The 13,109-nt window shown below is 62.8% G+C and carries 14 protein-coding genes; 8 read left to right on the top strand and 6 right to left on the bottom strand.

Translation table 11 applies throughout. The features are described 5' to 3' along the window. Positions 1 to 29: 29 nt before the first annotated feature. Entirely contained in the window at positions 30 to 605 is a 576-nt protein-coding gene (locus EHO51_RS14470; protein WP_245434611.1) for a nucleoside deaminase, read from the top strand. Positions 606 to 768: 163 nt separating this feature from the next. Here EHO51_RS14470 and EHO51_RS14465 read toward each other — a convergent pair whose 3' ends face one another. Together EHO51_RS14465 and EHO51_RS14460 are read right to left on the bottom strand one after the other, a co-directional pair. Further along, positions 769 to 984, bottom strand: a complete 216-nt coding sequence (locus EHO51_RS14465) for a hypothetical protein (protein ID WP_124739474.1) — start codon at positions 982 to 984, stop codon at positions 769 to 771. Positions 985 to 1,204: 220 nt separating this feature from the next. Further along, complete coding sequence (locus tag EHO51_RS14460) at positions 1,205 to 1,780, bottom strand: SOUL family heme-binding protein (protein WP_124739473.1); 576 nt, start codon at positions 1,778 to 1,780, stop codon at positions 1,205 to 1,207. Between the two features lie 276 nt (positions 1,781 to 2,056). On the opposite strand from EHO51_RS14460, the gene EHO51_RS14455 reads away from it, so the two are divergent. Beyond that, complete coding sequence (locus EHO51_RS14455) at positions 2,057 to 3,256, top strand: sensor histidine kinase (protein WP_124739472.1); 1,200 nt, start codon at positions 2,057 to 2,059, stop codon at positions 3,254 to 3,256. Between the two features lie 15 nt (positions 3,257 to 3,271). On the opposite strand, the gene acs is transcribed toward EHO51_RS14455, so the two are convergent. Beyond that, the gene (acs, locus tag EHO51_RS14450) at positions 3,272 to 5,206 is read right to left on the bottom strand and encodes an acetate--CoA ligase (protein WP_124739471.1); all 1,935 of its coding nucleotides are present in this window, start codon (positions 5,204 to 5,206) and stop codon (positions 3,272 to 3,274) included. A 185-nt stretch (positions 5,207 to 5,391) separates the two neighbouring features. Then, the gene (locus EHO51_RS14445; protein ID WP_124739470.1) at positions 5,392 to 6,024 is read right to left on the bottom strand and encodes a Crp/Fnr family transcriptional regulator; all 633 of its coding nucleotides are present in this window, start codon (positions 6,022 to 6,024) and stop codon (positions 5,392 to 5,394) included. A gap of 124 nt (positions 6,025 to 6,148) precedes the next feature. On the opposite strand from EHO51_RS14445, the gene EHO51_RS14440 reads away from it, so the two are divergent. The 6 genes from EHO51_RS14440 to EHO51_RS14415 all read left to right on the top strand — a co-directional run bounded on the left by EHO51_RS14440 (position 6,149) and on the right by EHO51_RS14415 (position 11,822). Beyond that, positions 6,149 to 6,658, top strand: coding sequence for a DUF2243 domain-containing protein (locus tag EHO51_RS14440; protein WP_124739469.1), 510 nt, complete (start codon positions 6,149 to 6,151; stop codon positions 6,656 to 6,658). A 119-nt stretch (positions 6,659 to 6,777) separates the two neighbouring features. Continuing rightward, entirely contained in the window at positions 6,778 to 7,383 is a 606-nt protein-coding gene (gene leuD / locus EHO51_RS14435; protein WP_124739468.1) for a 3-isopropylmalate dehydratase small subunit, read from the top strand. A 124-nt stretch (positions 7,384 to 7,507) separates the two neighbouring features. Next, positions 7,508 to 8,500, top strand: a complete 993-nt coding sequence (gene lptB, locus EHO51_RS14430) for an LPS export ABC transporter ATP-binding protein (RefSeq protein ID WP_124739467.1) — start codon at positions 7,508 to 7,510, stop codon at positions 8,498 to 8,500. Positions 8,501 to 8,777: 277 nt separating this feature from the next. After that, the gene (gene rpoN, locus EHO51_RS14425) at positions 8,778 to 10,343 is read left to right on the top strand and encodes an RNA polymerase factor sigma-54 (RefSeq protein ID WP_124739466.1); all 1,566 of its coding nucleotides are present in this window, start codon (positions 8,778 to 8,780) and stop codon (positions 10,341 to 10,343) included. 252 nt (positions 10,344 to 10,595) lie between these two features. After that, positions 10,596 to 11,189 (top strand): ribosome hibernation-promoting factor, HPF/YfiA family, encoded by a 594-nt coding sequence (gene hpf, locus EHO51_RS14420; protein ID WP_029651872.1) that lies wholly within the window; start codon positions 10,596 to 10,598, stop codon positions 11,187 to 11,189. Between the two features lie 168 nt (positions 11,190 to 11,357). Continuing rightward, complete coding sequence (locus EHO51_RS14415) at positions 11,358 to 11,822, top strand: PTS sugar transporter subunit IIA (protein ID WP_124739465.1); 465 nt, start codon at positions 11,358 to 11,360, stop codon at positions 11,820 to 11,822. Positions 11,823 to 11,834: 12 nt separating this feature from the next. Here the strand turns inward: EHO51_RS14415 and EHO51_RS14410 are convergent, their stop codons facing one another. Both EHO51_RS14410 and EHO51_RS14405 read right to left on the bottom strand, forming a co-directional pair. Then, positions 11,835 to 12,113, bottom strand: a complete 279-nt coding sequence (locus EHO51_RS14410) for a general stress protein (RefSeq protein WP_014891685.1) — start codon at positions 12,111 to 12,113, stop codon at positions 11,835 to 11,837. Between the two features lie 155 nt (positions 12,114 to 12,268). Continuing rightward, positions 12,269 to 13,084, bottom strand: a complete 816-nt coding sequence (locus EHO51_RS14405; protein ID WP_124739464.1) for a response regulator — start codon at positions 13,082 to 13,084, stop codon at positions 12,269 to 12,271. Positions 13,085 to 13,109 lie beyond the last annotated feature (25 nt).

Raw genomic sequence — 13,109 nt, 5'->3', positions numbered from 1 at the left:
TGAAGCCGAAACGCGCGCTGGAGCGGGAAATGAGCCAAACGACATGCGGCTGCGACGGCGGCCGCCTCAATCGGCGCGCGGCGCTGGCGACGATCGGCGCAGGTTTTGGGTTCGCTTTTGGCGCCGCGCCGGCGCAGGGCCATGCGAAGCGGGCGCCCGTCCTGCCGGAAGACGAAGGCTTTATGCGCTTGGCGATCGCTGAAGCCGCGAAGGGCGACTTTCCCTTTGGCGCCGTCATCGTGCGCGACGGCAAGGTCGTCTCGACCGGACGCAATCTCGGCGTGACCAACAACGATCCAACCGCGCATGGCGAGATGGTGGCGATTCGCCGCTTCATCGCCGACAATCCGGCCAAGGATCTCAAGGGCGCGACGCTTTACACGTCGGGCGAGCCCTGCCCGATGTGCATGGGCGCGATCGTCTGGTGCGAAATTGGGCGTGTCGTCTACGCCGCGTCGATCGAGCAGCTTGAGAAGCGAATCGGTCAGATCATGATCACCAGCAAAGCCGTGGCGCAGGCCGCGCCCTTCGCAACGGTCGAGATCACCGGCGGCGTCCTGGCGACGGAGGCGCTGGCGCTCTTCGACAAAAAGAGCGGCCGCTAGCGCCGAGCTTGATCATTCCGGCGATTTGCTAAGGCCCCCCTCTTTTGAAGAGGGGCCTAAGGCTTGGAAACAGCTCTAGCCGTTTCGCGAACCGTCACGAATACGTCCTTGCTGCTTATAAGCGATGGGCGGACGCGTGACGGGCGGGGCGCGGCAAGGGCGATTATGAGCCCCTGCCCCATCGGCGCTTCTGCTTGAGGCAGCCGTTGCCGAACGTGCCCCACGACGCCGGATTCTTCTTGCCGCAGCGCCAAGAGAGGGCGGCGTTCTCGGCAGATTCGCCCGGCGCCTTCAACGAAACGCCTATCGGCGCGGCGTTCGCGTCGACGCTCAAAGAGCCGGCCGCGATGGCGGCGGCAAGGAACAATGCGGTCTTCATAAAATTTCTCCATAAATGAGTCTTAACATTTGCGACGAACACCAAGGTTCTGCGCAAACGCTTGTCTTGCGATTGCAAGACGAGACGACCTTACGACTCGACGTGGGGGATGAACGTGCGCCGGCGCACGGCGGCGATGAGATCTGCAAGTGCGTAAAATCCGCCTGATCGACTCGCCAATCGCTGACAGGGAGCGTGCAGACTCGTCAGAGTCGCGCGCTCACTCGCGGGCGATCTCGACCATGACTTCGTTGCGCCGGTTCCAAGGCAGCGTCCATGGCGGGTCGTAGAAGGCGTATTGCGGATCGCCCTTGGGCGAGATCCCCTGGCGTTTCAGATAATCAAGCAGCTTCGCCTGGTTTTCGGCGAGGGCGTCGTCGCCGGCGAGTCCGGAGAAGCGAATCGCCGCCATGCGCTTGCCCGGCGCGGCGGCGAGTTTGACGTCCGCGCTGTTGGGCTTGGGCAAGTTCGCCATGTTGTATTCGGCGGGCATGGTGAAGCGCACTTTCCAATCGCCGCCCTTCCACTCCTGTCCGACAGGGGCGGTCATGGCGATTTTCCGCTGCGGGGAATTGTCGCCGAAAATATAACCGGCGAGGCGGCGGAAGCCTTCGCTAATGGCTGCGCCGCGCTCGCCGGCGACCGTCGTCTCCGCGACGATCTGCGGCGCGTAGTCGCGAATTTCGATGGCCCCTGTCGAGGCGACCACCGAATATCGTGCATGCTCCACATCGGAATCCGCGCGTGCGGGGGCAGCCGCGATGAGCCCGACGAGGATGGCAAGAAAGCGCCGCATCTCCTGGGTCCTCTTTTCTAAAGGTAAGATGAGGCGCGGCAGGGCGTCGGAACAGTCGGCAGGGCGCCAATGAGGGGCGTTTTTTCGCCAGTGTTTGTGGGCTCGACGACATGGCTTGGAGGTCGGCATGATCTGTGCGGGCTCAAATCGGAGGCCGGGCAGTCCGCGACATCGCCCTCGAGCGCGTTGCCGAGCGGGCAATCTGCGCCGCTCATCCGCATTTCGATTTTCACCATCCGAGGCCGGATGTAGAATAGCGCGACCTTGAGGCTGACGATGAAGCTGGAACGGCGGCAAGATTGGGCTATCTCGGACGTCTTCATCACCAAGGAGCTGGATCGCCGCGCTCCGAAGGAGACTGATTCACTTCAAGAAAAGCTGGCGCTTCAAGAACTCGCCGGACGCATGGCCGACCATCCGGCGGAGGTTCTGCCTCGGTTTGTCGACCTGGCGATGGAAATGACCGGAGGCGTATCGGCAGGACTCAGCCTTTACGAGCCAGATCCCGCCCCAGGCGTATTTCGGTGGCGCTATCTGCGCGGGCGGCTGGCGCCGTTCGAGCACGCTACGACGCCACGAAATTCTAGCCCCTGTGGGGTCACTCTCGACTGCAATAGACCAGTGTTATCGTCGCACCCGGAGCGCGTGTATGACTGGATTTCGGATGCCGGCATCGTCGTGCCCGAAGTATTGCTAGTGCCGCTTTATCTTGGCGGCAAGGAGCCGCTAGGAACGCTTTGGATTGTTTCCGACAAGGAACGTCATTTCGACAGCGGCCATGCTCGTGTGATGACTGAGCTTGCATGGTTTGTGGGGATTGCGCTGCGAATGCTGGACTCGGAGCGGCAGCTTAAGGCAGCCCTGGAGCAGCAGGAGAGACTGACCAGCGAGATGAGCCACCGCGTGAAGAACCTCTTCGCGCTCACCGCCGGCATTGTCCGGGTGAGCGAGAAGGCGGCGAAGACTCCGGCAGAGATGTCAAAGATGGTTTCGGGCCGCCTGGACGCGTTGGCGGAAGCCGATGCTCTGGTGCGCCGTAGTTTCGCAAACAAAGCACAGGCCGAAATGGTCGACCTGGCGGAACTGGTCGCCAAGATCATGCGGCCGCATGCGCCGCCCGACACGCGAAGCCACTTCGTTGTGGAAGGTCCACCGATTTTGTTGGGCCAGCGCGCCACAAATGGCCTTGCGCTGGTGTTGCACGAACTTGCGACCAATGCGGCGAAACACGGCGCGCTCAAATCACAAGAAGGCGTGGTGGCGCTTTCTTGGCGTGCTGAGGGGGAGCAACTCGTCCTGTGTTGGTTGGAGCGTGGCGGGCCCAAGATTGCGCGCCCGCCAGAGAGCAGCGGCTTCGGCACACGATTGTCGCAGTCGACTATCATCAGCCAATTCGAAGGCGAGCTTGGCTATGGATGGAATCCTGACGGCTTGGTTGTTTCGATGAAAATTCCTGTCGTCGCCCTGTCTAAGTAGCGCCCTTTCGGGGCGCTATTTTCCCGCCCTCTCCCGCACCAACTCCTCAACCACCCCCGGGTCGGCGAGCGTCGAGGTGTCGCCGAGCGCGCCGAACTCGCCCTCCGCGATCTTGCGCAAAATGCGCCGCATGATCTTGCCCGAGCGCGTCTTCGGCAGTCCCGGCGCGAATTGCACGATGTCGGGCGTCGCGATCGGCCCGATCTCATGGCGCACCCAATGCACCAGCTCCTTGCGCAGATGTTCGCTCGCCGCGACGCCCTGATTGAGCGTGACGAAGGCGTAGATGCCCTGCCCCTTGATGTCGTGCGGATAGCCGACGACGGCGGCTTCCGAGACTTTCGCATGCGCGACGAGCGCGCTTTCGACTTCCGCCGTGCCGAGGCGATGGCCCGAGACATTGATGACGTCGTCGACGCGGCCGGTGATCCAGTAATCGCCATCAGAATCGCGCTTGGCGCCGTCGCCGGTGAAATATTTGCCCGGAAAGGCCGAGAAATAGGTCTGCGCGAAACGTTCGTGATCGCCATAGACGGTGCGCATCTGCCCCGGCCATGAATCGGCGATGACGAGCAGCCCTTCGCACGCGCCTTGCAGAACATTGCCGAGCGGATCGACGATCTCCGGCGCGACGCCGAAGAAGGGGCGCGTCGCCGAGCCGGGCTTAAGATCAATCGCGCCGGGCAGCGGCGAGATCAGCACGCCGCCGGTCTCCGTCTGCCACCATGTGTCGACGATGGGACAACGGCCGTCGCCAACGACGCGGTGATACCATTCCCACGCTTCCGGATTGATCGGCTCGCCAACCGAGCCGAGAAGGCGCAGCGATTTGCGGCTGGTCTTTTTCACGGGCGCTTCGCCCGCCGCCATCAGCGCGCGAATGGCCGTCGGCGCCGTGTAAAAAATATCGACCTTATGCTTGTCGATGATTTCCCAGAAACGCGACACGCTCGGATAATTCGGCACGCCCTCGAACATCAGCGTCGTCGCGCCATTGGCGAGCGGGCCGTAGACAATATAGCTGTGTCCGGTCACCCAGCCGACGTCGGCCGTGCACCAATAGACGTCGCCCTCGCGATAGTCGAAGACGAGTTCATGGGTGAGCGATGTGTAGACGAGATAGCCGCCGGTCGTATGCAACGCGCCCTTCGGCTTGCCGGTCGAGCCCGACGTGTAAAGGATGAACAGCGGATCTTCCGCGTCCATCTCCGCATAGGGACAATCGGCGTGCACGCGCGCCGCTTCTTCCTCATAGCGGAAGTCGCGGCCGGGCTGCATGTCGATGTCGCCGCCGGTGCGCGTCACGACGATGACCGTTTTCGCGGAAACCTTGTCGAGCGCCGCGTCGACATTGGCTTTCAGCGGAATCTTCTTGCCGCCGCGCAGGCCTTCGTCCGCCGTGACGATGACGTCTGACTCCGCGTCGGCGATGCGTCCGGCGAGCGAATCCGGCGAGAAGCCGCCAAAGACCACTGAATGAATCGCCCCGATGCGCGCGCAGGCCAGCATGGCGAAAGCGGCTTCGGGAATCATCGGCAGATAGATGGTGACGCGGTCGCCTTTCTTGACGCCGTGCCTTTTGAGCACATTGGCGAAGCGGCAGACTTCTTCATGCAGCTCGGCGTAAGTGATGTGGCGCGAGACGGAAGGATCGTCGCCTTCCCAGATGATCGCGGTCTTGTTGGCGCGCTCCGGCAGATGCCGGTCGATGCAATTCATCGCGACATTAGTCGTGCCGTCCTCGAACCAGCGTATCGAAACATTATGCGTGTCGAAGCTCGTGCGTTTCACTTTTGAAAAGGGCGTGATCCAGTCGATGCGCTGCGCCTGCTCGGCCCAGAAGCCGTCGGGGTCTTTGATTGAGCGTTCGTAGAGCCGGCGGTAGCTCTCTTCGTCGATGCGCGCGTTCTTTTTCCAGTCGTCGGGGACGGGGTAGATCTTTTGCGACATTCGTTTCTCCATCGACGCATTTCATAAACGCCCGCCCGTCATGGCCGGCCTTGTGCCGGCCATCCACGTCTTTATGGCGACGCAGATTGGGAGAACATGGCGCAGTGTCTCGGCGTGGGCGCCCGCGACAGGCGCGGGCATGACGCGCACCTGAGGGAGCCAGTCGCTTCGCTGCGCAATGACGCTCATCCCTTGCGGGCGCGGGCAAGCTCCACATTGTGCTGCATGCGCTGAACCATGAGCCGCATCAGGTAAAAGCCAAATTGCGGCGTCTGCGCCGCGAGCTGCAAGAGATCGTCATAGCGCACGCAGAGAAGCTCGACGTCGGTGGCGGCGACCGCGGTGGCGGTGCGGCGATTTTCATTGGTGAACATGCCCATCTCGCCAAAGAGCGTTCCTGGCTTCAGCGTGACGTCGGGCTCGCGCAGATGGATCTCACCGTGCACCAAGAGATAGGCTTCCTCCGACAGATCGCCGATGCGATGCAGGACGAAGCCTTCGGACAGCTTTATGGGCCGCATATAGGGACGCAGCCATTCGAAATCGAAATCCTCGGAGGCGGCGGCGCGAATGTCCTGGACGAGCCGCCGGATCTGCCGGAGCCGCACGATGTTGACTGGGACCAGAAAGGCGTTGAGCGCGAAGAGCGGGTAGAGACCCTTGAGGAAAAAGTAGGCGGCGAAGAGCGCATTGGCGAGGATCGCCGCGATCCGCAGCGGGATCATGGTGTTCGACACATAAACGAACACGCTCGCCGCCGCGGCGAGATAGCCGATGACTTCGATAAGCAGACCGTTCAGCGTCGTGGGCAGCGTCATGGCGAGATCGCTCGGACTTCAGCTTCGCCCAACACCTTTAGCAGAAGACTTTGTGCAAATGCGAGGGCGGAACACGTCGCGGCCCCGGGCGTTGCAAAGGTCTAGGGGTTGAGCAGGAATCGCCATGACGCAGTCAGCCAGCATTCGTCCCGCCCGCGCCGGGGGCGGCTTTCCGACGGCCGCCGCGATCATTCTTGGCGTGGGCCTTGGCATCTTTTTTGATGGCATCGTTCTGCATCAACTCTTGCAATGGCATCATCTGGTCAGCAACTGGAGCCCCGCCGGGACTGTCGAGGGCATGGAATTCAACACCTATTGGGACGGGATGTTGCACAGTTTCGCTTATGTCTGCGTCGGCGTGGGACTGTTCCTTCTGTGGCGCGCCTCTCGCCGCGGTTACATGTGGTCCGGCCGCCGCCTGGCGGGCGCGCTGCTGATCGGCTGGGGCGGATTCAACCTCTACGATGGCGTCATCAACCATCTCGTCCTTGGCATCCATCATGTGAATGAACGAGTCGATCGCGCCCAGTGGCCGATCTATGACGCGGGCTTCATCATCTGGGGCGCCGCGATGTTGCTGGCCGGCTTTCTGCTTCTGCGCGGCGGCAAGGCGGAGGCGGGGAGCGAGGCCTAGAGTACGCTCCGACATAGTTAACATTCTGATTTTGGCGACCCCGCGCCCCCCGCGCTTTGCCCTTGCTGCGGCGATTTGGTAAAGGGCGCTAGACTTCCTCGCGCCACACCGAAAGAAACATGGACAAATTCACCACGCTGACGGGCGTCGCGGCGCCGTTGCCGATCATGAACGTCGATACGGACATGATCATCCCCAAGCAGTATCTCAAAACCATTCAGCGCACCGGCCTCGGCAAGGGCCTCTTCTCGGAGATGCGCTATCGCGACGACGGCTCCGAGAATCCCGATTTCGTCCTGAATCAGCCGGCCTACCGCAATGCCCGCATCCTCGTCGCCGGCGACAATTTCGGCTGCGGCTCGTCGCGCGAACACGCGCCCTGGGCGCTGCTCGACTTCGGGCTCCGCTGCATCATTTCGACGAGCTTCGCCGATATTTTCTATAACAATTGCTTCAAGAACGGCATCTTGCCGATCGCGGTGAGCGAGGCCGAACTCGACAGGCTGATGGACGACGCCAAGCGCGGCGCCAACGCCACCCTCACCGTCGACCTCGCCGCGCAGGAGATTCGCGGGCCGGACGGCGGCGTGATCACATTCGACATCGACCCTTTTCGCAAGCACTGCCTGCTGAACGGGCTCGACGACATCGGTCTGACCCTCCAAAAAGCCGAAAAGATCGACGATTACGAAAAGCAGGCTGCGGCGAAGCGCCCTTGGACCTGATAGCAACGTTAGCGCCGCAGCGCGGCGCCGGACTAATGTTTCAAAAGCGGCGCTTCGTACCCCTGACGGGGCGGCGAGCGTCGCCTCCAACCGCTGGACGCCCAGAGCGACGGACAAGGCGCGCTTGAGTTATCTTTCCGCCCTTTCCATGCGATTTCGCGCCGCCGGCCAGTCGCTGGCGCGGCTCGCTTACGGCGTCAGGCGCTCACGTAAGCCCGACGACATCGCGGAAGGCCAATGGCGTGACGCCGGCGCCCAAAACGTAGGCGACGATTCCGACGAGGCGGCGCGCGACGCAAACTTCTGGGGACCCGCGCCAACGAACGAAAAGGCTGAGCCGCCGCCGGCCTTCGCGCCCGGCTCCGCCTATCGGGAACCCGCTGGATTCGACGGCCAGGGCCTGCTTTCGATCCATAATCTGGCGAAGTCTTACAAAGCGCGCCGCGTCGTCGAAGATGTGAGCCTGCATGTGGCGCGGGGCGAGGCGGTCGGGCTGCTGGGCCCCAACGGCGCCGGCAAAACCACTGTTTTCTATATGATCACAGGGCTGGTGAAGCCCGACAAGGGCATGATTTCGCTCGACGGCTATGATGTGACGCCGCTGCCGATGTATCGCCGCGCGCGGCTCGGAATCGGTTATCTGCCGCAGGAGGCGTCGGTGTTCCGGGGCCTCTCGGTCGAGGACAACATCCGCGCCGTGCTGGAGATCACTCAGCCCGACGTCAAAAAGCGCGAGGAGGAGCTGGAGGCGCTTCTCGAAGAGTTCCGCCTCACCCGCATGCGCCACACGCCCGCCGTCGCGCTCTCGGGCGGCGAACGGCGTCGCTGCGAGATCGCCCGCGCACTCGCGGGGCATCCCTCCTTCATGCTGCTCGACGAACCTTTCGCCGGCATTGATCCGATTGCGGTCGGCGGCATTCAGGACCTCGTGCGGCATTTGAAAGCGCGCGGCATTGGCGTGCTCATCACCGACCACAGCGTTCGCGAGACGCTGGGGCTCACCGACCGCGCCTACATCATCTACAACGGCCATGTGCTGACCGAAGGAACGCCTGACGAAATCGTCGCCAATCCGGACGTTCGGCGCATTTATCTTGGCGAAGATTTCCGTATGTAGCCGTCGCCCGGATGTATTTCGCGGCGGGACGCTCGCGCCTAGAGCAGCGCCAAGCGTGGGGCGTAGCGTCCCAACTGGCGGTCCCCCGACAAGGGTCGTCTCGCCCTGTGGACGTTTCGGGCAAGTCTTCGCGTTCGACTGATTGGTGATTAAGGCTTAGGCGGTTTGCCCCGCCGCGCGCTGCTTTTTTGGCCCTGTGCGCGCTTTATCGAAGTGATATAAGCAAGAACCGGGCCGCAAAGCGGCGGCCGATGCGTTTCGAGTGGGCCGAGCGAATATGGCGATTTCCACCAAGTTGATGATGCGTCAGGGCCAAGCCCTGGTGATGACGCCGCAGCTGCTCCAGGCGATCAAGCTGCTGCAGTTTTCCAATTTGGAGCTTGCCGCCTTTTTGCATGATGAGCTCGAGCGCAATCCGCTGCTCGAAGCGCATGAAGGCGATGGCGGCGTCGATGCGGCCGATCCTTCCCAGGGTGGGGAGCCGAGCGCGGCGGAGCCCTTTGAAGGGCCGCAGGAGGGCGACTGGGCGCAGCAGGATCTCGCCGTCGACTCCGCGACGCTCTCCGCCGATCTCGGCGCCGACATGAGCAACTCTTTTGAGCCCGAGGGTCCGTCGATCGGGGAGCGGGCGCGGGATGAGGCCCCTGACGGCGCCGGTCTGTCGGCGACCTCCTGGACCGGGGCCGCTGGCGGTGGGCCGGCTGACGGGGAAGCGCCCAATCTCGAAGCTTATGTCGCCGATCGGCAGAGCCTCCACGAGCATCTCGCCGAACAGCTGGCGCTCGCCTGCCCCGATCCGCGTCACAGAATCATCGGCCAATCGATCATCGATGCGATCGATGAGAGCGGTTATCTGCGAGAGAGCCTGGACGAGATCGCCGCTCGTCTCGAGGCGAACATGGCCGAGGCCGAGCACATTCTGGCGACGATCCAGACCTTCGACCCCTCAGGCGTCGGCGCGCGCGATCTCGCGGAGTGTCTTGCGATCCAGCTCAAGGAGCGCGACCGCTATGATCCGGCGATGCAAGCGTTCGTCGCCAATCTCCCGCTCGTCGCGCGCCGCGATTTTGCGCAGCTCGCCAAGCTGTGCGGCGTCGACGACGAAGACATCGCCGACATGGCGGCGGAGCTGCGCCGGTTGGAGCCCAAGCCAGGCCGAGCGTTCGGCGGCGCCCCGATTCAGCCGCTCGTCGCCGACGTCATTGTGCGCGCCGCCGCGGACGGCGCCTGGCATGTGGAGCTCAACGCCGACGCGCTGCCGCGCGTATTGGTCAATCACAGTTATGCGGCGCAAGTCAGCGCCGTCGCCACCGGCCCCGCCGACAAAAGCTTCATTTCGAGCTGCCTGCAGAACGCCAACTGGCTGACCAAGAGTCTCGAGCAGAGGGCCCGCACCATTCTACGCGTCGCTTCTGAAATCGTGCGATTGCAGGACGCCTTTCTCACGCATGGCGTCGAACATCTGCGTCCGCTGAATCTGCGCACGGTCGCCGATGCGATCGGCATGCATGAGTCGACGGTCTCGCGAGTGACGTCGAACAAATACATGATGACGCCGCGCGGCGTCTTCGAGCTCAAATATTTCTTCTCCGCGTCGATCGCCACGACGAGCGGCGCCGCCGCGCATTCGGCCGAGGCGGTGCGTTTTCGCATCAAGCAGATGATTGATCGGGAAACGCCCGACGGCATCCTGTCGGACGACGCAATCGTCGAAAGGCTGAAGGCGAGCGACATCGAAATCGCCCGGCGCACGGTCGCGAAATACCGCGACAGTTTGCGCATTCCATCCTCGGTCGATCGCCGCCGCGCCAAGCTTGCACAGGCGCGCATGACAACCCATTAATTGTCCTCTGTCGTCCTCGGCTTGAAGCTCCGCCGGGAAGGAAGACTCCATTGACTTCGCTCGCCGAGGCTTCTAACGCTGCGCGGAATTTCCGCTGTCTGGCTAGATGGCGGGCGATTCGCCGACCCCTCAGGCGAATTTCCGGGGCGGATGGGGCGCATTGGGCGGTTGGTCTGACGGCGGCGCGGCAGACGCGCGGCTGGCCCTATCCGCGGCCGAAACTTCGCTCGCAACGAAAGTTCGGATTGCAAAATGTCTCTTAGGGTTTCCGGCAAGAACATCAACATCGGCGAAGCGCTTCGGGCTCATGTGACGCAGAGGCTGGAGACGGCGGCGGCGAAATATTTCGACGGCCGAGTCAGCGGCCACGTCACCATCTCGCCGGAGGGCTCGGGCTTTCGCGCCGACTGCAGCCTGCATCTCGCCTCAGGAATCGTGTTGCAGGCCGACGGCCGGGCGCAGGAGCCCTACGCCTCGTTCGATCAGGCGGCGGAACGCATCGAAAAGCGCCTGCGCCGCTACAAGAGCAGGCTCAAGAGCCATCACGAGCACGGCCACGGCGCGGGCGACGGCGCGCAGGCCGAAGTCGTCGCCTATCACGTGCTTGAGGCGCCCGATCAGGAAAATGAGGCGTCGGCGGAGTTCAGCCCCGCGATCATCGCCGAATCCACCACGCAGTTGCGCCGGCTGTCGGTTTCGGCGGCGGTGCTCGACCTCGACCTCACTGGCGCGCCGGTCGTGGTGTTCCGGCACGCCAACACCGGCCGCGTGAATGTCGTCTATCGGCGCGGCGATGAGAATATCGGCTGGATCGACACGCCCGAGTCGGAAGGCGATGCGCGCTGACGGCAAAAACGTCGTGGGACGCCATAATAACGGCCTCCTCGGCACGTATCTTGCCATTTTCCCACGTCCCTTCGGGTTTTGGCGAAAATAGCGAGACGTTGAAATTTCAAGGATGGTCGGAGCCTTCGGCGGCCCTAGACCTCCCATGAGAAGCAGGATGATCGTCGCATGCGGCCAACGGACTTGGTTTCGCCCGATTCGGTTTGCGCCTCGCTGAAGGCGACGACGAAGAAGCACCTTCTCCAGGAACTCAGCGAGAAGGCTGCGAAAATTTGCGGGCTTCCGGCGCGCGAAATCTTTGATGCGCTTCTTCACCGCGAGCGGCTGGGCTCAACGGGAATCGGCGAAGGCATCGCCATTCCACACGGGAAGCTTGCGAAATTGAAGGGGATTTACGGGGTCTTCGGCCGGCTCGACCGTCCGGTCGACTTCGGCTCTCTCGACGGCGCGCCGGTCGATCTCGTGTTCATGATACTCACGCCCGAGAGTTCGGGCGCTGACCATCTCAAGGCGCTTGCCTGCGCGGCCCGCATGTTGAGGGAGCAAGGCCTCGTAGCGACGATACGCGGAACGCGCGACGACGACGCGCTGTATTCGCTGATCGCGCAGCGCTCGAAGCCATTTGCGGCATAGTTGCGCCGCTCCTTAGAGCGGCGCGCTGCGTTTTTGGGCGCCGCCTCCATGCGAGGCGTGTCCGCCTTTGCGGCCGGCTTCCGAAGCGAGCGCATGATCGCGCGAGAAGCTCCGCTTGGCCGGATTCACGCTTTGACCGCCCTTGCGCCCTGCGCGGGCCGCAAGATCAGGGTTCTGCGAGAAACTTCGCTTCTCGTCAGGAACGCTCTGGCCGCCCTTGCGTGCGATGGCCCGCTGCTTTTCGGGATCCATTGACGCAAAACCGCGACTGGATTTTTTATTCTCCTCCATGGGCCGCCTCTCGTAGTTTCCCAGCACCTTCGGCTATAACTCGCCGGGTCGGCCAATGTTTCTGGGAGGCGGCGATTTATCTTTGCAGTCCCGAACGATCCTTCCGACGGGCAGGCGCGGGGCAAAAAATTAATGTTTGCAATAAGATCAGAGATTCACATGCCGATCTGAGGCGCGCTTTGTTCGCGGCGTCCGGCGCGGCGTTCGAAAAACAGCGCCTGACTGATGACGGCCTTCAGGCTTTCGACATTGAAGGGTTTGGCGATCAGAAAGGCCGGTTCGGGCGGCTCGCCGGTCAAGAACCGCTCAGGGTAGGCGGTGACGAAAATCACCGGGATGGACAGAGAGACGAGGATCTCGTTTACGGCGTCGAGCCCGGAACTGCCGTCCGCGAGCTGGATATCGGCGAGAATCAGTCCCGGGTTGCCTTCTTGGATGGCCGCCAGCGCCTCGGCGTGCGTGCGCGGCATGCCGACCACCCGATGTCCCAGCTCCTCGACGATGCTTCTCAGGTCATGGGCGATCAGGGGCTCGTCCTCGATAATCAGCACGTCGGTCGCGATCTGGTCGGCGATCTCGCCGTTCGCCGCCTCGATCAGGGCGCCAGCCTCGATCTCCGAAACCTTTAGAGTCTGGCCAATCTGGTCGAGATCGAAGCCTTCGAGCGCCTGCAGCAAGAAGGCGATTCGCGGCTTCAGCGAAATGGCGTCGAGATTGCGACGGCCGCTTTCCGCCAGCGCGCCGGAGCGGTCGGTGTGGTCGTTAATCGGCGACGCCGCCCAGACGTCAAGGAACAGACGATATACGGCGATGCGCAGGTCATCGGAATCTGTGATGCGTCCTGGCTCCGCGACAACGGTTTCGAGAGTGGCCAACACATAGGCGTCGCCACCCTCGCGATCGCCGACCAAGGCGCGCGCAAACCGTCTCAAATAGGGAATATGCGCTGAAATTTCCTTTGACGCCGACATGTCTTACAACTCCAGCAGCATCTAG

This window comes from Methylocystis rosea, assembly GCF_003855495.1.
GTDB lineage: Bacteria > Pseudomonadota > Alphaproteobacteria > Rhizobiales > Beijerinckiaceae > Methylocystis > Methylocystis rosea_A.
Note: the sequence above shows the minus strand (reverse complement) of the source record. Positions and strands in the feature narration are given on the sequence as shown.